Source organism: Dactylosporangium sp. NPDC000244, from assembly GCF_040300725.1.
Lineage (GTDB): Bacteria > Actinomycetota > Actinomycetes > Mycobacteriales > Micromonosporaceae > Dactylosporangium.
This window is the reverse complement of the sequence record NZ_JBEPEH010000004.1, coordinates 21,801-42,224: the sequence shown is the minus strand read 5'-3', so window position 1 is coordinate 42,224 and position 20,424 is coordinate 21,801. Positions and strand designations below refer to the sequence as shown.

16 protein-coding genes and 1 pseudogene are annotated in these 20,424 nt (G+C 73.8%); 10 read left to right on the top strand and 7 right to left on the bottom strand.

Going from position 1 to position 20,424, the window contains the following annotated elements:
- Nucleotides 1-2: 2 nt before the first annotated feature.
- Together ABT369_RS06810 and ABT369_RS06805 are read left to right on the top strand one after the other, a co-directional pair.
- Nucleotides 3-1,067, top strand: a complete 1,065-nt coding sequence (locus ABT369_RS06810; protein ID WP_350610733.1) for an FAD-dependent oxidoreductase — start codon at nucleotides 3-5, stop codon at nucleotides 1,065-1,067.
- A gap of 185 nt (nucleotides 1,068-1,252) precedes the next feature.
- The gene (locus ABT369_RS06805; protein WP_350610732.1) at nucleotides 1,253-1,771 is read left to right on the top strand and encodes a hypothetical protein; all 519 of its coding nucleotides are present in this window, start codon (nucleotides 1,253-1,255) and stop codon (nucleotides 1,769-1,771) included.
- Nucleotides 1,772-1,795: 24 nt separating this feature from the next.
- Here ABT369_RS06805 and ABT369_RS06800 read toward each other — a convergent pair whose 3' ends face one another.
- The 4 genes from ABT369_RS06800 to ABT369_RS06785 all read right to left on the bottom strand — a co-directional run bounded on the left by ABT369_RS06800 (nucleotide 1,796) and on the right by ABT369_RS06785 (nucleotide 8,028).
- Nucleotides 1,796-2,989 (bottom strand): SWIM zinc finger family protein, encoded by a 1,194-nt coding sequence (locus ABT369_RS06800; RefSeq protein WP_350610731.1) that lies wholly within the window; start codon nucleotides 2,987-2,989, stop codon nucleotides 1,796-1,798.
- The gene (locus tag ABT369_RS06795; RefSeq protein WP_350610730.1) at nucleotides 2,986-5,415 is read right to left on the bottom strand and encodes a DUF6493 family protein; all 2,430 of its coding nucleotides are present in this window, start codon (nucleotides 5,413-5,415) and stop codon (nucleotides 2,986-2,988) included. The genes ABT369_RS06800 and ABT369_RS06795 overlap by 4 nt, the downstream gene beginning before the upstream one ends.
- Nucleotides 5,416-5,421: 6 nt before the next feature.
- Complete coding sequence (locus ABT369_RS06790) at nucleotides 5,422-6,990, bottom strand: ABC-F family ATP-binding cassette domain-containing protein (RefSeq protein WP_350610729.1); 1,569 nt, start codon at nucleotides 6,988-6,990, stop codon at nucleotides 5,422-5,424.
- Between the two features lie 153 nt (nucleotides 6,991-7,143).
- Complete coding sequence (locus ABT369_RS06785; RefSeq protein WP_350610728.1) at nucleotides 7,144-8,028, bottom strand: septum formation family protein; 885 nt, start codon at nucleotides 8,026-8,028, stop codon at nucleotides 7,144-7,146.
- A 142-nt stretch (nucleotides 8,029-8,170) separates the two neighbouring features.
- Here ABT369_RS06785 and ABT369_RS06780 point away from each other — a divergent pair.
- A pseudogene (locus ABT369_RS06780) lies at nucleotides 8,171-8,275 on the top strand (pentapeptide repeat-containing protein); the annotation flags it as partial.
- Between the two features lie 69 nt (nucleotides 8,276-8,344).
- Here the strand turns inward: ABT369_RS06780 and ABT369_RS06775 are convergent.
- A complete protein-coding gene (locus ABT369_RS06775) occupies nucleotides 8,345-9,568 on the bottom strand; it encodes an aromatic acid exporter family protein (protein WP_350610727.1) in 1,224 nt (407 codons plus the stop codon).
- Nucleotides 9,569-9,788: 220 nt separating this feature from the next.
- Here ABT369_RS06775 and ABT369_RS06770 point away from each other — a divergent pair, with 220 nt between their 5' ends.
- From ABT369_RS06770 to ABT369_RS06760, 3 genes are all read left to right on the top strand, one after another.
- The gene (locus ABT369_RS06770; protein WP_350610726.1) at nucleotides 9,789-10,514 is read left to right on the top strand and encodes a tyrosine-protein phosphatase; all 726 of its coding nucleotides are present in this window, start codon (nucleotides 9,789-9,791) and stop codon (nucleotides 10,512-10,514) included.
- A gap of 146 nt (nucleotides 10,515-10,660) precedes the next feature.
- Nucleotides 10,661-11,860, top strand: a complete 1,200-nt coding sequence (locus ABT369_RS06765; protein ID WP_350610725.1) for a polysaccharide lyase family 7 protein — start codon at nucleotides 10,661-10,663, stop codon at nucleotides 11,858-11,860.
- Nucleotides 11,861-12,166: 306 nt separating this feature from the next.
- Nucleotides 12,167-12,868, top strand: a complete 702-nt coding sequence (locus tag ABT369_RS06760; protein ID WP_350610724.1) for a DUF3159 domain-containing protein — start codon at nucleotides 12,167-12,169, stop codon at nucleotides 12,866-12,868.
- Between the two features lie 145 nt (nucleotides 12,869-13,013).
- Here ABT369_RS06760 and ABT369_RS06755 read toward each other — a convergent pair whose 3' ends face one another.
- Nucleotides 13,014-13,364 (bottom strand): STAS domain-containing protein, encoded by a 351-nt coding sequence (locus ABT369_RS06755; protein WP_350610723.1) that lies wholly within the window; start codon nucleotides 13,362-13,364, stop codon nucleotides 13,014-13,016.
- Between the two features lie 676 nt (nucleotides 13,365-14,040).
- Here ABT369_RS06755 and ABT369_RS06750 point away from each other — a divergent pair.
- Nucleotides 14,041-14,700 (top strand): hypothetical protein, encoded by a 660-nt coding sequence (locus ABT369_RS06750; protein WP_350610722.1) that lies wholly within the window; start codon nucleotides 14,041-14,043, stop codon nucleotides 14,698-14,700.
- A 436-nt stretch (nucleotides 14,701-15,136) separates the two neighbouring features.
- Here ABT369_RS06750 and ABT369_RS06745 read toward each other — a convergent pair whose 3' ends face one another.
- Entirely contained in the window at nucleotides 15,137-15,631 is a 495-nt protein-coding gene (locus ABT369_RS06745) for a type II toxin-antitoxin system PemK/MazF family toxin (RefSeq protein ID WP_350610721.1), read from the bottom strand.
- Between the two features lie 278 nt (nucleotides 15,632-15,909).
- On the opposite strand from ABT369_RS06745, the gene sthA reads away from it, so the two are divergent.
- From sthA to ABT369_RS06730, 3 genes are all read left to right on the top strand, one after another.
- Complete coding sequence (sthA, locus tag ABT369_RS06740) at nucleotides 15,910-17,313, top strand: Si-specific NAD(P)(+) transhydrogenase (RefSeq protein WP_350610720.1); 1,404 nt, start codon at nucleotides 15,910-15,912, stop codon at nucleotides 17,311-17,313.
- A gap of 102 nt (nucleotides 17,314-17,415) precedes the next feature.
- Complete coding sequence (locus ABT369_RS06735) at nucleotides 17,416-18,921, top strand: NTF2-like N-terminal transpeptidase domain-containing protein (RefSeq protein WP_350610719.1); 1,506 nt, start codon at nucleotides 17,416-17,418, stop codon at nucleotides 18,919-18,921.
- A 43-nt stretch (nucleotides 18,922-18,964) separates the two neighbouring features.
- The gene (locus tag ABT369_RS06730; RefSeq protein ID WP_350611061.1) at nucleotides 18,965-20,185 is read left to right on the top strand and encodes an MFS transporter; all 1,221 of its coding nucleotides are present in this window, start codon (nucleotides 18,965-18,967) and stop codon (nucleotides 20,183-20,185) included.
- Nucleotides 20,186-20,424: the final 239 nt, after the last annotated feature.

The window sequence follows — 20,424 nt, the reverse complement described above, 5'->3', positions numbered from 1 at the left end:
GCATGATCCGCGTCCCCGGCGGGGTTGTACCCGCCGTGGACGTGGACGTGCTGGTGATCGGTGCGGGACAGGCCGGGCTGTCGGCCGCCTACTGGCTGCGGCGGCGCGGCCTGTCCTTCGCGGTGCTCGACGCCGGCCGGGGCCCGGGCGGCGCGTGGCGGCACCGCTCCCCGTCGCTCGCCGCCGGCTCCCTGCACCGCATCTTCGACCTGCCCGGCCGCCCGTTCACGCCCCCACCGTCCGGCTCGGCGGCCGAGGTCGTCCCGGCGTACTTCCGCGACTACGAGGCCGCCTTCGACCTGCCGGTGCTGCGCCCGGTCGCGGTGACCGCGGTGACCCGCGACGGCGACGGCTTCCGCGCCGACGCCCGGACCGGCTCGTGGACCGCCCGCGCCGTCATCAACGCGACCGGCACCTGGACCGCGCCGTACGTCCCGTACTACCCGGGGGCGTCGGACTTCCGCGGCCGCCTGCTGCACTACGCGGACTACCGCGGGCCGGAGGACTTCGAGCACCAGCGGGTCCTCGTGGTCGGCGGCGGCGCGTCGGCGATCCACCTGCTGGCCGAGCTGCCGTCCGCGGTGTGGGTGACGCGCCGCGAGCCGGTCTTCCACGCCGGCGAGTTCACCGAGGACTACGGCCGCGAGGTCGTGGCGCAGGTCGCCGCCCGGGTGTCCTCGGGGCTGCCGCCGCGCAGCGTGGTGAGCGTGACGGGCCTCGGCTGGACCGATCTGGCCCGGCGGGCCGAGGCGCGCGGCGCCCTGCACCGGCGCCCGATGTTCGACCGGCTCGTGGCCGGCGGCGCCGTGTGGGGGCCGCGGTTCGAGCCGTTCGACGCGGTCATCTGGGCGACCGGCTTCCGCGCGGCCCTGGCCCACCTCGCCCCGCTGCACCTGCGCGAGCCGGGCGGCGGCATCAGCATGGAGGGCACCCGCACCGTTCGTGAACCGCTGGTTCATCTGGTCGGCTACGGCCCCTCGGCGAGCACGGTCGGGGCCAACCGGGCCGGTCGCGAGGCTGTTCACGCATTGGCAGCAGTTCTTGGCTCGGGCCGCGTCACGATCTGACCGTTGTTCCCACCAGGAATCCCGGCGTCCGCGGGTCAAGACCGCACCGTGTCATCTGCACATGCAAGTCTTGTGTTAAATCTCAGCCGCAGGGCCCGAGGGTCTGGACATCGAAGGGTGCGACTGCCAAAGTCTGCCGCGTGGCTGACAACGGGTTACCGGTCCTTCGCTCACGGGTACGGTCGGTGTCCAGCGCCGTGAAGGCGAATCCCGGGCTGTACTTCGGCGCCTATCCGGCCGCCGACTGGCCCCTGGTGATCGCCGCGTGGACGGCCGCCGACCTGCTGCGCCTCGCCCCCGCCGCCCCGGTGGTCGACGTGATCCTGCACCACGGCGGCTCGCTGTCGGCCACCGTGCGCGGCGCGACGGTCGCCGCCCCGCCGGACGCGGCCCGGCGAACCGTGGCCGACATCATCCGCTCCGGCCTGTGGTACACCGAACTGTCCCGGTCCACGACCGTCCACACGACCTCGGACCACCCGTCGCCCCTGCCCGGCGAGCCGGACCGGGTCTGGAGCGGCCTGACCGTCACCGTCCACTCGGACCTCGACGCGAACCTCTTCGGCCTGCCCGACGGCACCTGGTGGCGCGACGGCATCGCGCGCTTCACGAAGATCCTGGCCACCCCGCGGCACCGCCCGCCGGCCGGCCGCCGCGTCCACGTCACCGACGAGCTCACCGGCGAGAGGGCCAGCCTGCCGTAGCCGGAGGCCTCGGCAGGACAGTGCCTAGGGGTGGCTCAGCCGCACGGCCAGGATGTGCTTGCAGGGGCCGCGGCCGAGCCCGTGCTGGGCGAACCACTGGCACGTGCACCGCTCCCCGCCGTCCGTCGCGCGTACCGTGTACGGGGTGCCTCCACTGTGGACCACGGCACCGTCCGCCGACGGGTGCACGGCCCCGGCCGCGACCAGCGCCCGCGCGTCGCGCATCCGCGGCTGCTCCCCGGCGTCGACGAGCGCGTCCAGCGGCAGCACCCGCTCGAACGCGACCCCGTCGGCGAGGTCGAACCCGGTCCCGCCGGCCAAGTCGCCGCCGGTCGGATCGCCGCCGTCGAGGATGCCGCCCTCTCCGGAGAACGCGCGGCTCGGCGCCGGGCTCAGCATGGCCGTGAACCGGGCACCCGGCAGGTCGAGCACCCAGGCGGAGGCGGTGCCCAGCCCGAAGGTGCGGACCCCGCTCGCCCGGCGCAGCAGCGGCTCCACCACCCGCAGCCGGTCCAGCCCCGCGATCCCCACCGCCCCGGGCACCGGTCGGGTGGACAGCCGCGGGCCGCCCGGCGACGGAGCCGCGAAGAGGGTGCCGTGCTGCGGCCCGCGCGGCTGGGCCTGCAGGAACCGGCGCACGGCCGCGGCCGGGTACCGCGCCCCCGGCTCCATCGCCCGCGCCAGCACGTGCACCTCGGCGAGGCTGCGCACCCAGCGCTCGGGCAGCGGTACCCGCCGCTCGACCACGTCACCGTCCAGCGTGGACAGCCGCAGTTCGTCGGCCCCGACGGCGAGCCGCATCGGATCGAGCCCGCCGATCCCGGCGAGGGCCTCGCGCATGGGCGCGTTGACGTCCACATTGGTCGTTCCGCACGCGCGCGGCGCGGATTCGAGCGCTTCGGGGAGCAGGTCGAGCCGGCCGTACACGCCGCAGCACGCCGACAGCGCCTCGAACCGCAGGTGCCCGGCCGCGTCCGCGGTCACCACCGGATCGGCGGCCCGGATCGCGGCCGCGACCATGTTCGGCGGGGTGTAGAAGCGGGTGCGGGCGATCCTGGCCACGGCCAGCAGGGCGGCGGCCACCGGCTCGGCGTGCTCGACGAGGCCGTCGTAGAAGTACGGGTTCGGCTCCGGGCCGCCGCTCGTGGACAGCACCGTGCCGCGATCGTCCACGGTGGATGGACGCAGGTACCGGTAGGCCTGCTCGACGTCGCTCATGCCGGCTCAGCCAGCAGCGCCCGGGCGGTCTTCGCGGCCTTGGACGAGCCCGCGAACCCCGCCAGCCACGCGCGCAGCTCGGGCGACACGGGGACGCCACCGGCCCGGACGGACTCCTCGTGCAGGGTCGCCATGAGCGCGTGCAGGCCGGGGTGGTCGCGGGGCAGGCGCGGCAGGGCGCGGGACAGCACGTCGGCGACGGCGGGCGCGGCGCCGGACGCGCGCAGCGCCGAGGACCAGCGGCTCGCGGTCGCGTGGTGGGCCAGGGTCACCATCGCGCCGGCGAGGAGGGCCGGGTCGAGGCGGCGGGGCGGTACGACCGCGGCGAAGGCCTCGGCGGCGAGCGTGCGGGGCCCGATCTCGGTAGCGGTCAGCCCGGCGGCGAGGACCCCGGCGGCCAGCGGCCCGAGCCGCCCGGGGTGCACGGCGAGGGCGTCGAGGACCGCGGACGCGCCGTAGGCCCGCTCGGTGCCGGCCGCGCCGAGCATCTCCCCGAGGGCCTCGCCGCAGAAGACCTCGGCGTCGTGCGGCCAGGTCTGCGCCAGCCATGGAATCCAGCCGGGCCCCGGCCAGTCCCGGACGGCGAGGACGGTCGGCTGGTCGGCGACGCCGTTGCACGTGCGCAGGTCCGGCTCGGACCACTGCACCGACCGCGTGTACGGCCCGTCCCGGTAGGTGTGCCGGTGCTCGGTGACCCGCAGCGGGATGTCCACGGCCCGGCCCTGGCCCGGATCGCCGAGCCCGGCGGCGAGCAGGTGCGGGTCGTCGTCCAGCGGGGCGCGGGAACGGGCGGCGGCGATCCATACGGCCCGGTCGCCGATCGGGGCGGGCGGCCCGCCGAGCGCGTACCGCACCGCGGCGCCCGCCTCGCCCGGCAGCCCGGCCGCGGCGCGCAGGGCCCCGGCCCGGCCGCCGGGGTGCACGCGCAGCAGGGCGGCGACGAGATCGTGGTGCGGCGGCTGCGGGGCGGCGGCCAGGCGCGCGACGAGCTCGGCCGGGTCGAGCCACCCGGACGCGTCGGTGGGCGTGGCCAGCAGCGTGCGCGGCGGCCCGGCCAGGCGGTGCAGCTCGCGGATCCGCTCGGCCGGGAGCGTCCCGCGCGCCTTGGGAGGCTCGCCGAGCACGAGGGCGGCGACGGCGTACCCGAGCGACCCGTCGTCGCCGCGCCGGTGCACCCGCCGCGCCGGTCCGGACAGGTCGCGGCCCACCCGGCCCGCGGCGACGTCGGCGAGGAAGCGCTCGATCTCGAACGGGTCCGTCTCGCCGGCGAGCAGCGCCGCGACCCGCTCGTCCACCGATCGCTGCGGTCCCGGCCCCGCCGCCGGCTCCGTTCCCGGCCCGGCTGGCTGCTCCGTTCCAGACCCGCCCGGCGGCTTCGTTCCCGGCCCGGCCAGCGGCTCCGTTCCCGGCGACGCGCCCGGCGGCTTCGCAACCGAGGGTTGATCCACAGTGGACGGACTCGCGCCGAGCCAATCGGCGGCCTCGCGGGCGACCGTCGGCTCCAGCAGCTCCACGCGCTCGGCGATCTCCGCCGTGGCGCCCGCCGCCCGCAGCAGGGCCAGGGCGCGCTGCTGCACCTCGCGATGCCGATGCTCCAGGCCGAGCGCGACGACCGCCGTGATGTCGTTGGCCAGCAACGGGTTGCGCGCCTGAATCCGGTCCAGGAGCGCCAGGACGGCCAGGGGAGTACCCTTCGCCGGTACCGTCAGCGCCGCCCCGGCCCCGCCGACGAAGGCGGGATCGTCCAGCCCGCCCGCCTTGTCCGCGGCGACCAGATGCCGCGCCGCGAACGAGACGGTCGCGGGCACCCCCGACGCGAGCAGGCGCAGCAGCCGCGCCTGGTCGAGCTCGGCCGGGGCCGGCGCCAGGGCGGTGTACAGCTGCGAGAAGAAGCCGGCGCGGTACGCGCTGAAGTCCCGGGCCAGGGCGCGCAGGCAGGCGTCGAGGAGCCGCGCGCGGGGCAGCGTGCCGTCGGCCGCGAGGGTGCGCAGGCAGGTGCTCCAGCCCGCGTCCGGGTGGCTGAACTTGTCCACGTTGGCCAGGCTCACCTCGCCGCCGCCCTCGACCTCGAAGACGCGCCACAGCAGCGACTCACGCAGCTCCTCGTCGGCGCGGATCGCGGCCAGGCGGGGCTCGGCCTCGCCCCGGTCGCCCAGGGCCGAGATCATCGCCAGCACGTAGGTCTCGTCGTGCTCCAGCGTGATCTGGCCCAGCCGTTCCAGGGTGCGCACGCCGGCGAACATCGCCCGCTGCGGCCAGTGCACCGCGATGTTCCCCACGACCTCGGCCACCTGCTGCCGCAGCCGCGCGGGCGGCGGTCCGGCGGGCGGCGGCCCCGGATCGAGCCGCCACAGGTCCGCCAGGAGGATCCCGACGCCGTCGTCCGAGTCTCGCAGCCGCGCGTACATGGCGTCGATCGTCACCATCGCGGCTCAGCCCAGCTGCCGTGTGCGACCCGCCCAGCGGGAACGCAGCCAGCGGTCGTGGCTGGCGACGATGAACGCGCCGGGGCCGGTGGCGAGCGCCGCCTCGAGCTCGTCGCACAGCGCGGGGGAGAGGTGGTTCGTCGGCTCGTCGAGCAGCAGCAGGTCCGGCGGGTCCGCGATGAGCAGGGCCAGGTCGAGCCGGCGGCGCTGGCCCACGGAGAGCTCGCCGACGGGCCTGGCCGCGTCGCGCGGGGTGAGCAGGCCGAGGCTGCGTAGCGGTACCGCCGCCGCTCGATCCTCCCCGAGAACGGCCTCGTAGGTCGCCAGGGCCGTGCGGTCCGGGCGCTCGAAGGTCGTGTCCTGCGTGAGCAGCCCGACGCGCAGGCCGGGCCGGCGCTGGACGCCCGCGGCCGGGACCCGCCCGGCGACGACGGCGAGCAGCGTCGACTTGCCGGTGCCGTTCGCGCCCGTGACGAGGAGCCGGTCGCCGGCCGGGATGTCGAGCCGGTCGAGGGTCAGCCGGCCCGGCACGTGCACGTCGCGCAGCGCCACGAGCAGGCCGTCGGCCTCGGTGGCGAGCGCACCGGCGCGGAACCGCAGCGGCGGCGGGGGCTTGCGGACCTGCTCGCGGGTGAGCGTGTCCAGGCGCCGGGCGGCGTTGCGGACGCGGCGTGAGATCTGGCCCTCGACCCGGCCCGTGGTGCGGCCGTAGTTCATCTTCTCGTTGTCGCGCTTGGGCCGGTTGTGGGCGACCTGATGCGCGGTCACGGAGGCGGCGTGGCGCAGCGCGTCGAGCTCCTCCTGCTCCTCGGCGAAGCGGCGCTCCCAGCGCTCGCGTTCGGCGCGGCGCTCGGCCTGGTACGCGGAGTACCCGCCGCCGTAGCGGACCGGCCCGTCGACGGCCGGGTCGAGGTCGACGACGTCGGTGCAGACCGCGTCGAGGAATGCCCGGTCGTGGCTGGCGAGCACGACCGCGCCGGGCAGTTCCCGCAGCTGCGCCTCGAGGAACGCCGCGGCGGCGTCGTCGAGGTGGTTCGTCGGCTCGTCCAGCAGCAGCGCGGCCGGTCGGCGCACGAGCAGGGCCGCGAGCGCGAGGCGTCCGCGCTGCCCGCCCGAGAGGGTGGACAGGCGCCGATCATGCGGTACCGCTGCCAGACCCAGACCGTCGAGGACGATCCCGGCGCGCCGGTCGGCGTCCCAGGCGTCGATCTCCTGGGCGCGCTCCAGCAGCCCGGCGTAGTCGTCGAGGTGCCCGGCGGCGAGCGCGGCGTCCATGGCGGCCAGGCACTCGCGGGCCTCGCGCACCGCGTCGGCGACGACGTCGGCCACGGTCGCGGCCGGGTCGAACGGCATCTCCTGGTGCAGGTACCCGAGGTCGGCCGGGCGCTCGACGGTGCCGCCGTCGGGCTCGTCGGCGCCGGCCAGCAGCCGCAGCAGCGTGGACTTGCCGGTGCCGTTCTCGCCGATCAGGCCGATGCGGCGGCCGGGCGCGGCGGTGAGGGAGACCCCGTCGAGCACGCGGCGGGTGCCGAACGTGCGCACGAGGTCATGGGCGAGCAGAGGCTGTCGAGACAAGGCGGACCACCAGTCGGGTAGACACTTCCGCCCGCCGGGCACGTGGGTCCTCAGGCGCGGGCGCGGGAAGGTCTGGTGATCACATCCCCTTGAAGATAACCCGTCCGCCCGGCCCCGGCAATGTGATTTCGCCGCCTCCCGCGATCGCCGTCGTCAGATCTGCCCGTCCCCGGCCCCCTTGAGCGAGCGGCTGATCTTCTTCTTCTCGATCATCGCGTAGCACCGGGCGCTGTGGTTGCCCGCGGCCCACTCGTCCTCGTCGCCGGTCATCCAGTACCCGTAGTAGAGCGCCTTCTGCGAGTTCCAGCTCGTGCGGCTCATGTTCGCGTAGGACAGCAGCTTGGTCTCGCACGCCTTGCCGAACGCGGCGTCGTAGGCCTTCTCGTCGGCCGGGTAGTCCTTGACCGGGCTGGACACCGTGCCCACGTACTCCGCGTCGTGCGGGTCGGTGCACTTCGCCGGCGTGATGTCGTCCCAGCTGTCCTGGGTGGTGCCGACCAGCACGCCGCAGCCGAGCTTCAGGTCGCCGGCGACCGCGCCCTTCATCGTCGTCTTGCGCGGATCGAGCATGCCGGCCTCGGAGCGCAGCGCCCCGACGTCGCAGCGGTAGAACCGCGCGCCGCCCTCCCACTGCCGGGCGGTCGGCGCGGTGACCACGACCCACACGCGGCCGCCCTGCCACTCGCCGCCGAGGTAGTCGCTCGCGGCCTGGTCGCACTCCGTCCACGCCGTGGCGAGGGCCGCCGCCACGGGCGGGTTCGTGCTCTTCTCCGCGGCGCCGGTGAAGTGCCCGACGCTCACCGTCTCGAAGACGTGGTCCATGTCGCACGGCTGCTGGATCATCGCCACGCTGGCCGCGGCGGAGGCGGTGCTCGCCGTGGTCGACCAGCAGCTGCCGGCGGTGGGCTCCGGGACCTTGGCGGCCGTGAGCATGGCCCAGTCGTCGACCAGGTTGCCGTCGCCGGCCCGGGCCGGACCGCAGCCGGCGGCCGCGGCGACGAGCGCCACGGCACAGGCCAGTAGCGCGATGCGCTTCATCGGTTGCCTCCCCCGCGAATGATGCGAGGGGCACTGTGTCACCTTCTCGGGGGCGCCGGAATCAACCGAACAGTCGACGGGCGGCCGCGGGCTGCGCGGGTCGAGATGTCGGGCGCTGCGGGGCCGATGCTGGGCGGGGCCGATGCTGGGCGGGGCGATGCTGGGCGGGGCGATGCTGGGCGGGGCGATGCTGTGCGGGGCGACGCTGTGCGGGGCGACGCTGCGTGGGGCCACGCTGTGCGGGGCGACGCTGCGTGGGCCGAAATGTCGGGCGCTGCGCGCCGCGACATTTCGGACTTATCGCCCGACGGGGTATTCACTCATTTCGCGGGAGAGTGTCCGGATCGACCAGGGCCTCGGCGGACTCGCCCGCGATGTCCTGGCGCAGCTGGTCGAGCCGCCCGAGCAGCGACACCGAGTCGAGCACCGCGATCGCCGTCGGGAACACGGTGTGCACGCGCTCGACCGCCGCGATCAGCCCCGCCCGCAGCGACGTGTCGTTGACCTCCTCGCCCTCGATGCGCCGCTCGAGCAGGTGCGCGAGCGCGTTGATGAGCGCGCGCAGCGTGGCGCGGTCGAGGGCCGGCGGCTGGCCCGGCCGGTCGTACAGCCGGTCCGTCGCGAGCGAGATCGCCCGCACCTGCAGCGTGACGCGCACGAGCCAGAGTTGCTCCCGCCGGACCTGCTCCACGTCCCGCCGCAGCCCGCGCGCGAACACGTTGAGGAGCGTGACCTCCTCGACCCCGGCGACCGCGGCGGCCGCCTCCGAGCCGACCTCGTTGAGCTTGCGCGACTCGGCGATCCAGCCGTGCCGCTCGGTGGGCCCGAGCGGCCGGACGGCCTCGCCCGCCGGTGGCGCGCCGCCCGCCGCCGGGTCCGGGCGGGTGCCTTGCCCGCCCTTCGCCGGGTTGCGGCGGGTGCCCGGCTCGCTCGCGGGTGGCGTGCCGCCCGCCGCCGGGTCCGGGCGCGTACCCAGCTCGTCCGCGATGCGCTGGAGCACCGAGACGCACCCGCGGCCCCACGCCTCCAGCGTCGCCCGGATCTTCGCGATCCGCGGCCGTTCGGGCACGATCACCGCGATCGTCAACCCCACGACCGAGCCGAGGGCCACGTCGATGAAGCGCCATTGGCCGTACCCGCGCGCCATCGGTGCCAGCACCAGCACCGCCAGGGTCGCGATGGTGAGCTGGTTGCGGGCCAGGGGCGTGTTCGTGACCTGCCGGGCGACCGCGAGCGCGGCGAACGCCGCGAGGGCCAGCGACCACCAGGTGAGCCCGAGCAGCTGCGTCCAGGCGCTGGCCAGCGCGGTGCCGATGAGGTTCGCGAAGAGCAGTTGGAGGCCGGTGGCGATGGAGCCGTACACGCTGGCCTGCAGTGTCAGCACCGCCACGACGGGCGCGAAGAGGACAGCGGCGTTCTCGTTGAGCTGCCGGGCGAGGGCCCACGCGATCGTCGCGGCCGCGGTGGTCTTGGCGATGGTGAGCCAGCTCGGCTTGCTCCGCGGCACGCTGGCGAGCAGTGCTCCGAGCGGTTCGGTCACGACTTCATGGGGTCTGCGCGCCACGGCTCGATCCTCTCAACCTCGGGCCTCGTCAACGCCGCGAAGCGGTCAAGGACACACTCGCCTGCGGCGCCCTCCGCGCAATGGCATTGAAAGCCGCACGCACCGGTAAATCGTGAAATGTCCGATAAGTCGCGCGCGGAGCGCCCGACTTATCGCGCCCCCACCGCGAGGAGCGGCCTCGCGTAGGGTCCAAGCCGTGCGGAACTACGACCACCCCAACCTGTTCAACTTCCGCGACCTCGGCGGGTACCCCGCGGCCGACGGGCGGACGACCCGCTGGCGCCGGCTCTTCCGGTCGGACTCGCTCAGCCGCATCGACCCGGCCGACGCCGCCTCGTTCACCGCGCTCGGCGTGCGCACCGTCATCGACCTGCGCCGCCCGCGCGAGATCGAGCGCGACGGGCGGGTGCACGCGTTCGACGGGCTGACGTATCACCATCTGCATCCGGTACACGCGGAGTGGGAGGCGTCCGTCGACGCCGACGAGGCCAGCGACGCCCGCTGGCTGGCCAACCGCTACCTCGAACTCGCCGAGGACGGGCGGGCCGCGGTCGTGGCCGCGGTCGAGATCATCGCCGACGCCGAGAACGCGCCCGTCGTGGTGCACTGTGTCGCCGGCAAGGACCGCACCGGCGTGGTGTCCGCCGTCACGCTCGGTGCGCTCGGCGTGCCCGACGACGTGATCGCCGAGGACTACGCGCTCACCCAGGGCGCGACCGAGCGCAGCATGGCGTTCCTGCGCGCGCTCAACCCCGAGGTGGCCAGGATGCCCGCGCGGTGGCTGCTCTCGCCGGCCGAGACCATGCAGCTGTTCCTCGCCGACCTGCGCGCGAGGCACGGGTCGGTCCGCGACTACCTCGGCCTGTCCGCCGCGACCTTCGCCCGCCTCGAGGAGAACCTGCTGGAGCGGCCGGCTGGCTAAGCGAAACTTAATTTAAGTTTCCTAACAACGGTGTGAGCTGCGCGGATGCCCGTTTTCGGGTTCGCGGGCCGGTTGACAATGCATCGATGGGAGCGTTTATTGGCAGCCACTCTGCCAGATAACCCCCGATCGGCAAGGGACCGCCCATGAAACGCCGCTCCAAGATTCTCATCGGGTTCACCGCCGCCGCCGTGGCCGGCGCGCTCGGCGTGCTCGGGGTCACCGCGGCCACCGCGGCGACCGCCGGGCCGATCGTCGGCCTCGGCGGCAAGTGCGTCGACGTGGCCGCCGCGAGCTCGGCGAACGGGGCCGCGATCCAGCTGTACGACTGCAATGGCACGAACGCGCAGAGCTGGACCGTCGGCACCGCAGACAACACCGTCCGAGCGCTCGGCAAGTGCCTCGACGTGACGGCGGCGTCGACCGCCAACGGTGCGAAGATCCAGCTCTACGACTGCAACGGCACCGCGGCCCAGCAGTGGACCGCGAACGGGTCGGCGCTGGTCAACACGGGTTCGGGCAAGTGCCTGGACGCCACGGATCAGAGCTCTGCCAACGGTACTCGCCTGCAGATCTGGACCTGCGCGGGTTCGGCGAACCAGGCGTGGACGCTGCCGGGCGGTACGACGACGCCGACGACGCCTTCGTCGGGCCTCGACCCGGCCGTCGCGCCGGGCGGGAACTTCGACCTGTCCATCTGGCAGCTCCAGCTGCCGACGGGCAGCCCCGGATCGCCGACGCAGATCCCGCCCTCGCAGCTGAAGGGGGCGAACGGGTACGTCAACCCGGCGTACTTCTTCACCGACAAGACCGACGGCTCGATGACGTTCTGGGCGCCGGAGAAGGGCGTGACCACGCCGAACTCCAACTACGCGCGCTCCGAACTGCGCGAGATGAACGCCAATGGCAGTGCGGCCGACTGGAAGCTCGCGGGCTCGCACAAGCTCTCCGCGACGCTGCGCATCCCCTCGGTCACGAAGAACGTGTGCGTCGGGCAGATCCACCTCGGCACCGGCGGACCGTCGACGAAGCCGCTGCTGGAGCTGTACTACCGGCCGAACGGCGACATCATCCTCGGCACCGAGAACTCGCCGGACGGCGGCCAGACGCTGCACACCGTGGGCAACGTGCCGCTCGGGGTGAAGTGGAGCTACGTGATCGCGGTCTCCGGCGGGAACACCATCAAGCTGACGATCAACGGCAGCACGACGAGCTATGGGATTCCGTCGTCGTTCAACCAGTACGGGATGTACTTCAAGGCCGGCTCCTACAACCAGTCCTCGTCGGAGAGCACCACGAACGGCGCGAAGGTGAAGTTCTACGCGCTGACCGTGAGTCACGGCTGACCGGCTTCGCGCGTTTGCGGTCGCGTCTCATGGGAAGCGCCTGGTGTGCTGACCGTGAGGCGCGGCGTGCGTGTTCGGACTGCTGACCGTGCGTCATGGCCGTGATGCCCAGCGCATTCGTCTTCTTGCCTCGCTCACCTCCGATAGGGCAGGCTAACCTTCGTTCGAGCGGAGCGTGGGCGAGGCGGGGGACGGATGGCGCGCGAGGGTGAGCCGGCAGAGCTGGCCAACGCGGGGGACGGCCCGAGTGGTGCCGACGCGGTTCGACCCTCCCGCGATGATGCTCCTGTGACTCCTGTGACTCCTGTGACTCCGGCCGCTGCGGACGCCGTCGGCTCGGATCAGCCCGCGGACGCCGCCGGTTCTGGTCAGCCCGCGGACGAGTCGCTCACCGATCTGCTCGGCGGCTGGCGCTCGGCCGTCGAGACCGCGGCCCCGCTGGCCGGCTTCGCGATCGGCTGGCTGGCCGGCGGCCACTCGATCCCGTGGGGCGCGGGCATCGCCGTGCTGGCCGGCGCGATCGTCGCCGGTTGGCGTCTGGTGGAGCGCCGGCGCCCGATCGGCACGGTCCTGAGTCTGCTCGTCGTCTGCGCCGGTGCCCTGGTGGCCCTGCGTACCGGGCGGGCCGAGGACTTCTTCGGCGTACGCGTGCTGACCAACGCCGTCTCCGCCCTGGCCTGGGCCGCGAGCATTCTGGTCCGCTGGCCCTTCCTCGGCCTGATCGTCGGCACGGTCCTGGGCCAGAAGACCCGCTGGCGGTCCGACCGGGCCCTGCTGCGGGCATATCAGCGCGCGAGTTGGGTGTGGGTGCTGCAGTACGTCATCCGCCTCGCCGTCTTCATCCCGCTCTACGCCGCGGGTGCCGTGCTGTGGCTGGCCGCCGCGCAGACGATCCTGACCTGGCCTCTGGTGGCCGCTTGCCTGGCGGTGAGCTGGTGGGTTCTGCGCCGGGCTCTGCCCGCGGACCACCCTGGCATCCGCCACCCCCGCCCGGACGAGCCCGCCTGACGCACCGCGGCCCGCATGGCACGGCCGGCTGTCTTTTCGCCCGCGCGCCATGCGTGCGAGCCATTCCGGCATCCGCCCGTCCGCGTCGCCCTACCCGGCTGGACGAATCCGCCTCGCGCACCGCGGTCTGGTCGGTGCCGCCCGGCTACCGGGGCGTCTTGCTGAGTGCCGCCAGGGCCTCGTCCACGGTGTCGGTCAGCGTCAGTACCCGGTCGAGCGCGGTCAGGTCGAAGATCCGCCGGATGCGCGCGTGCGGGCACACCACGGCGAAGCCGCCGCCCTCGCGCAGGCGCTTGTGGATCGACACCAGCACCCGCAGCGCCGTGGAGTCGATGAAGTCGACCTGGGACAGGTCGAGCACGAGCCGCGTCTCGCCGTCGTCGAGGGTCTGATGCAGCAGCGCGTGCAGCTCCGGCGAGGTGGCAACATCGAGCGCCCCGGTCGGCGTGACCACCACGCACCCACCCACGGTGCCGGTCGCGATGCCGTCGGTCATTTCCGCCCCCATGGCCTGTCACGCTGCGTCAAGCGAGGTCCCTCTCCGGTCGAACACGCGGCATGTTACCGCCCCCGTGGTCGGCCCTCGCGATCCCACGCCCGATTTGAAACCAGCGCGTGTCGGTTAGCGCCGCCCGCCTTCACCCCCTGTATTCGAACCTATCGCGATCCGCTTTCCCGCCGCCTCGACAACTCGGCAGACCGGCGTCGAACCCCACAAGCGACGGATTCGGTAGGTGCCCCGGCGGCCAGCGGCGAGTCCTCCGGGCGGTGGAAGGTGAGTCCTACGAGCGGGCGGATTCGGGGTGCTCCGCGGGCGATCGGTGGCGGCTTCACACAGGCGACGGATTCGGTGGGGGCCCACCAGAGGTCGGCACCCGAAGGCGAGTCCTGCGGGCGGTGGAACGGACGGTGGATTCGGTGCGTGCCCTCCGGCGGCCGGCGGCGAGTCCTGCCGGGGCAGCGAAGACGGGTCCTGCGGGCCGCGGAACGGGAGGTGGGATTCGGTGCGTGCCCTCCGGCGGGCGGCGGTGAGTCCTGCCGGAGGTGGAATCGATGCGTGACTCCCGGCGGCCGGCGACGTTGAGCCTTTCGACCCCTCGATGCGGCGGAGCGTTCGCCGCGCCGGTCGCAGGGGGCATTGCCACGACAGCCGCGCGACGGGATAGGACGCCATGGACGGGACCTCCACCGAACAGCTCAGCATGACCGCCGCCGAACTGTCGTTCCTGCTGGCCAGTGCCAGTCAGCCGGGGCAGACGCCGCGGCTGCTCGGGCTCACCGAGGCCGACCGCACCGACTCGGTGCTCAGCGCGGGAGTCGGGTCGCTGCTCCTGCGCCACCTGGCCGCGCCGGTCGAGGGGAGCGGCAGCCGGCTCGAGCTCGCCCCCGCGGTCGCGGCCGTCGCCGCTGGGCTGCACGGGCCCCGCGGGTTCGTGCAGGTCGGGCTCACGGCGGACGATCACGCGGACGGTGCGCTGATGCTCGACGCCGAGCGCATTCGGGTGCTGGTGGCCGCGCGCGCGTACCGCTGCTATGACATCACCCCGATCCCGGCCGACACCGACGTGCGCGAGCCGCTGCTCGCCGTCGCCGACCGATTTTTGCACCGCCACCGCCCGGCGGTCGCCACGTTCACCGCCTCCTCGACCGCGGACTTCGAGCGCGGCATTCAGCCCAGCCGCGCGACCCTGTCCTCGTCGGCCGACGGCAAGTGGCGCGTGGTGACCCGCGACGGCACGGAGACCAAGGCCGACGACTTCGACGCGGCGGCCGCGGTGATGCGCGAGGAACTCGGCCGGATGCTGCCGATGCAGGTCACGCAGCAGTCGTAAACCCCGGCATATACGAAAAGTCGGAAATGTCCGGATATGAAGTGTTCGGACATTTCCGTGGGAAACCGGCGCCGTTCACTTGCGAAGCCGCACCGCCCGAACTCGATTGAGCCGGGCACCGGGCACCGATCGTCGACCCGGGCAGGCGGGAGCTGACCTCGCCGAGCGCCGGTGGCCGAACCGGGCTGAGCCGAGTGCTGGTGGCCGGGCCGGGCTGAGCCGAGCGCCGATGGCCGGGCCGCGCGTGGCCGAGTGCTGGCGGAGGAGCCGGGCCGCGTCGCACACCGGCGACCCCGGACCGGGCACGGCCGGCCGGCGCACCGACGACGGGAGGGCCGGTCGGCCCGGGGCCGGGCGCCCGGATGAGATTCGAGCCGAGCGCCGGCGGCCGTGCCAGACGTGGGTGCGCGGAACAGGGCGAAAAGAGCCGGGAGCGTCAGGACCAGCCGTAGCCCGAGCGCAGCTCCGCCGCGACGCGGTCGAAGCGCTCGCGGTCCAGGATCGCGCCCTCGCGCCGGATGCCGTCGGCGTCGACCGTCAGGACGCGGTCCAACCGTACCCAGCTCGGGCGCTTGTCGCGGTCCCACGAGCCGGGGCCCAGGGCGAACCAGTTGCGCTGCCCGTCCCGCTCCGACTGGCTCGACAGCATCAGGCCCAGCACCGCGGCACCCTGCCGGCCGACGACCAGCACCGGGCGGTCCTTGCCCTGGTGCGGGTCCTCCTCGTACTGCACCCAGGTCCACACGATCTCGCCCGGGTCGGCGTCGCCGTCGAGGACGGGGGAGTATTCGAGCAGCTTCTCGGTCTCGTGGCGCTGCGGCGGCGGGCCGGGAACGGGGTGCGGGGCGCGCGGGCGGGGGGCCGGCGCCGGAGCGGGGGCGGGGCGGCGCACACCCAGGCGCGTGGCCACGGCTTGCAGAAGACGCTTCACGCCGACGACCATAGCCGCAAGGCCCGCCACCCGCCGCGGAGCACGCCCGCCACCCGCCGCGGAGCACGCCCGAGCCCGCCGCGGCCGGCGAGAGAGCAGCCCCGCCGCCGCAGCACCCCCGGCCGCAGCCGGGCCTAAAGCCGTAGCCGCAGCCAGCGAGAGAACAGCCCGGCCGCCCGGGGAAGCAGACCCGGCTGTGTAGCCGCAGCTTGAAGAGCGGGCGACCATAGGCGCACGCGTCTTTACGCGTCCCGGGCGCGCCGGGGAGACTGTGGACCATGTACGACTTCGATGTCCTCGTGCTCGGCTCCGGGCCGGGTGGTCAGAAGGCCGCCATCGCCGCCGCCAAGCTCGACCGCCGGGTCGCCGTCGTCGAACGGCGCAACATGATCGGCGGGGTCTGCATCAACACGGGCACCATTCCGAGCAAGACGCTGCGCGAGGCGGTCCTGTACCTGACCGGCCTCAACCAGCGCGAGATGTACGGCCAGAGCTACCGCGTCAAGGAGGACATCACCGTCGGCGACCTGGGCGCGCGCACCACGCACGTCATCGGGCGCGAGATCGAGGTCATCCGCAGCCAGCTCGCCCGCAACCGGGTCCGGCTGCTGCAGGGGACGGGGCGGTTCGTCGACCCGCACACCATCGCGCTCGAGGACGACCAGGGGCGCGAGTCGCACGTGAGCGCGGAGAAGATCATCGTCGCGGCGGGGACGCGGCCGGCCCGGCCCGACAGCGTGGACTTCGACGACGTGACGATCATCGACTCCGACGGCATCCTCAACCTCGACAAGGTGCCCGCCTCGATGGTGGTGGTCGGCGCCGGGGTCATCGGCATCGAGTACGCCTCCATGTTCGCGGCCCTGGGCACCAAGGTGACCGTGGTCGAGCGGCGGGAGCGCATGCTCGACTTCTGCGACCTGGAGATCGTCGAGGCGCTCAAGTACCACCTGCGCGACCTGTCGGTGTCCTTCCGCTTCCGCGAGTCCGTCGCCGCCGTCGAGCGGCACGGGCGCACCGCGGTCGCGGTCCTGGCCAGCGGCAAGCGCATCGCCGCCGACACCGTCATGTACTCGGCCGGCCGCCAGGGCGCCGCCGACCTGCTCGGGCTGGACAAGGCCGGGCTCAGCGCCGACACGCGCGGGCGGATCAAGGTCGACGAGCACTTCCGCACCGAGGTCCCGCACATCTACGCCGTCGGCGACATCATCGGCTTCCCGGCCCTCGCCTCGACCTCGATGGAGCAGGGCCGCCTGGCCGCGCATCACGCGTGCGACGAGCCGGTGCGGGGCATGGGCCAGCTCCAGCCGATCGGCATCTACACCATCCCGGAGATCAGCTTCGTCGGGCGCACCGAGGATGACCTCACCGACGCGAGCATCCCGTTCGAGGTGGGCATCTCCCGTTACCGGGAGCTGGCCCGCGGGCAGATCATCGGCGACTCGTACGGCATGCTGAAGATCATCGTCTCGCCCGAGGACCGCAAGATCCTCGGCGTGCACGTCTTCGGCACCGGCGCCACCGAGCTCGTCCACATCGGACAGACCGTGATGGGCTGCGGCGGGACCGTGGACTACCTGGTGGACGCGGTCTTCAACTACCCGACGCTCGCGGAGTCGTACAAAGTTGCCGCACTTGACGCAATGAACAAGATGCGATCCGTGTCGCGCTTGTCCGCATAGCGTGAGCGGTCCGCAGCGAAGCGGAGGGGCCGCTCACCAGGAGGCACAGCTTGGAAGGCCTCCGCCGGAGCTTGCGGAGGCGGAGGCCGCTATCGTCGGCGGGTGACGAGGCTACGGGGGATCCTGCTGCTGCTCGGCGCGCTGACCCTGGTCGCGCCCCTGGCCGCCGCCTGTGACGACGATCGGGACAAGGCCGTGAACGACAGGTTCACGGCCTTCCTCGCCGACTGGCGCAAGGCCGACTTCACCGGCTTCCCGGACCTGCTCACCCCGCAGGGCCGCACCCTGGACCCCGCGGCGGCCAAGGAGCTGCTGGCCGGCACCGAGGGCGACCTGTCCGCGCGCCGGCCCGAGCTCACCCCGCACGGCAAGGCCAAGCTTCAGGCGTCCGACGCCACGCTGAGCGTCGCCGTGGCGTGGACGCTGCCCGACGGGCGGAAGTGGGCCTACGACACCACCGTGCACGCGCGGCTGCTCGGCAAACGCTGGCAGGTGTACTTCGGCCCCGGCACCGTGCACCCGGAGCTGGAGGACGGCCAGCACCTGTCCCTGCGCGCGACCCCGGCCAGGCGCGGGAAGATCGCGGCCGCCGACGGCACCCCGATCGTCGCCGAGACGCCCGTCGTCTACGTCGGCGTCGAGCCCCAGGCCGTGCCGAACGTGCCCGACCTGGTGACGCACCTCGGCGACGTGTTCCGCTCGGTGCAGGCCGACGTCGACGTGCAGGGGCTGCCCGCGAAGCTCCAGGCGGCCAAGCCGGACGCGTTCGTCGACGTGGTGACGCTGCGCAAGACCGACTTCGACGAGATCGCCACCGACCTGAACAAGACGCCCGGCATCCGGGTGAAGGCGGGCACCCTCTCGCTGCCGATGACCCGCACGTTCGCCCGGGCTCTGCTCGGCACCTCCGGCCCGGCGACGAAGGAGATCATCGACGCGAGCAAGGGGGCGCTCAAGGCCGGTGACGTCTCCGGGCTCACCGGGATGCAGCGACGGTACGACACCCAGCTCCGAGGGCTGCCGGGAGTCTCCATCGCGCCGTTCGAGAAGGACGCCGTCGAGCCGCTGTTCACGCTGCCGGCCCAGGACGGGGCGGTCATCGCCACGACCATCGACGTGAAGGTGCAGCAGGCCGCCGACGCCGCCCTCGCCGGCAGCGGGAAGCCCTCGGCGCTGGTGGTCGTGAAGGTCAGCGACGGCACCGTCCTCGCCGTCGCGAACGGGCCGGGCCCGGCGGGGTACAACCTCGCCTTCCTCGGCGAGATCCCCGGCCCGGCGTGGCCCGCGGACCCGGCGAGCCTCGGCGTCGGCGGCACGTGGAACCTGGGCGCGGACGTGTTCACCGGCCGCGCCGACGCGAACGGCGTGACGGCCGCCCCGATCGGGTACGCCGCGGCCGCCGCCGCCCTGGATCGCGGTGCGTGGCAGGAGCCGGTGCTCATCAAGGACACGAAGGCCCAGGCCGGCGCCAAGGTGACGGGAACGCTCAGCGTGCCCGGGCTGAGCGTCGGCGTGCGGGACGGGATCGCCTACTGCGTGTACGTCACCGACGGCACGAGCCAGGCCACGGGCGCAATTGCGGACGCGTTCCTCGCCGCGATCAAGTAGCGTGCGCGGCATGCCGTTCGGTTGACGCAGAACACCGGAGCCCCTGCCCGCCGACGTCCGCCGCCTGAGCCGCCGCGGGGTCGGCTGGGCGCTGCTGTCCGACGCCGTTCCGCTCTATCCGCTGTACGCCCTGCTGTTCACCGACACCGGCCTGTCCGGCGGCGAGATCTCGCTGCTGTTCGCGCTCTGGTCCGCGGTCGGGATCGCCGCCGAGGTGCCCACCGGCGCCCTCGCCGATCGCTTCTCCCGCCGCGCCAACCTGGTCGCGGCCGGGCTGCTGCAGGCGGCCGGGTTCGCGCTGTGGACTGCGCTGCCCTCCTTCGCCGTGTTCGCGGCCGGGTTCGTGCTCTGGGGCCTCGGCGGGGCGCTGGCGAGCGGGTCGATCGAGGCGCTGCTCTACGACGGGCTGCTGGCGGCCGGGCACGAGAGCCGGTACGTGCGCGTCTCCGGCCAGGTCACCGCGGCCGGGCTGGTCGCGCAGGTGCCGGCGGCCGTGGTCGCCGCGGTGCTGTTCCCGCTCGGCGGCTACCCGCTCGTCGGCTGGGTCAGCGTCGCCATCTGCCTGGCCGCGTCCGCGCTCGCCGCGCGGCTGCCCGAGGTCCGCGGGGCCGCGGGCGGACCCGTGGCCGGCGACGGCGACGGACCCGGGGCCGGCGACGGCGACGGACCCGGGGCCGGCGACGGTGGCGGACCCGGGAACGGTGGCGGGCTCGGGTACTTCGCCACCCTGCGCGACGGCGTGCGCGAGGCGGCCGGGCGCCCGGCCGTGCGCGCCGCGGCCCTCGTGCTCGCCGCGCTCGCCGGGCTCGACGCAGTCGAGGAGTACTTCCCGCTGCTCGCCCACGGCTGGGGCGTGCCCACCGCCCTGAACCCGGCCGCCACCCTCGTCATCACGCTCGGCGGGGCCGCCGGGGCCGCGCTGGCCGCCCGCGCCGGGGGACTGCCCGGCCGGGGACTCGCGGGGCTGATGCTGGCCGCCGGGCTGCTGCTGGCCGGGGCGGCCGCGCTGGACCGCCCGGCCGGGATTGTCCTCGTCGCCGGTTTCTACGGGTTGTACCGCCTGGTGCTCGTCATCGCCGACGCGCGCCTGCAGGCCGTCATCGACGGGGCCGCCCGGGCGACGGTCACCTCGGTCGCGGCCCTGGCCACGGAGCTCTCGGCGCTGCTGCTGTTCGGGGCCTGGGCCGTCGGCGGGGTCTGGTGCGTCGCCGTCCTGACCGCGGCCCTCTCAATCACCATGGTCAGACGCGAACAGCGCGAATGACTGCGCATGACTGCGAGTGACACTGAACGTTTGCGTGAATGAATCCGATCGTTTGGTTGCCCAGCGTAAAACGGGTCATCGCACGGTGTAGATATGACGGGCACTGGGCAGTACCATCTAAACCGCCAAATGCGCAAATGGCGTCAAAAGCGTCGCGCGGGCCGCTCGGAACGATCCTGCCAGGTACTCCTCATTCGGCAGCGAACTGGGTAGCGTCTGCCTCGCCGCGAGCGCGCGGG

Excerpts from the sequence above, each read along its gene's own strand:
- ABT369_RS06810 (WP_350610733.1), top strand. The coding sequence starts at position 3 with ATGATCCGCGTCCCCGGCGGGGTTGTACCCGCCGTGGACGTGGACGTG.
- ABT369_RS06800 (WP_350610731.1), bottom strand. The coding sequence starts at position 2,989 with ATGAGCGACGTCGAGCAGGCCTACCGGTACCTGCGTCCATCCACCGTG.
- ABT369_RS06795 (WP_350610730.1), bottom strand. The coding sequence starts at position 5,415 with ATGGTGACGATCGACGCCATGTACGCGCGGCTGCGAGACTCGGACGAC.
- ABT369_RS06785 (WP_350610728.1), bottom strand. The coding sequence starts at position 8,028 with ATGAAGCGCATCGCGCTACTGGCCTGTGCCGTGGCGCTCGTCGCCGCG.
- ABT369_RS06765 (WP_350610725.1), top strand. The coding sequence starts at position 10,661 with ATGAAACGCCGCTCCAAGATTCTCATCGGGTTCACCGCCGCCGCCGTG.
- ABT369_RS06755 (WP_350610723.1), bottom strand. The coding sequence starts at position 13,364 with ATGACCGACGGCATCGCGACCGGCACCGTGGGTGGGTGCGTGGTGGTC.
- ABT369_RS06750 (WP_350610722.1), top strand. The coding sequence starts at position 14,041 with ATGGACGGGACCTCCACCGAACAGCTCAGCATGACCGCCGCCGAACTG.
- sthA (WP_350610720.1), top strand. The coding sequence starts at position 15,910 with ATGTACGACTTCGATGTCCTCGTGCTCGGCTCCGGGCCGGGTGGTCAG.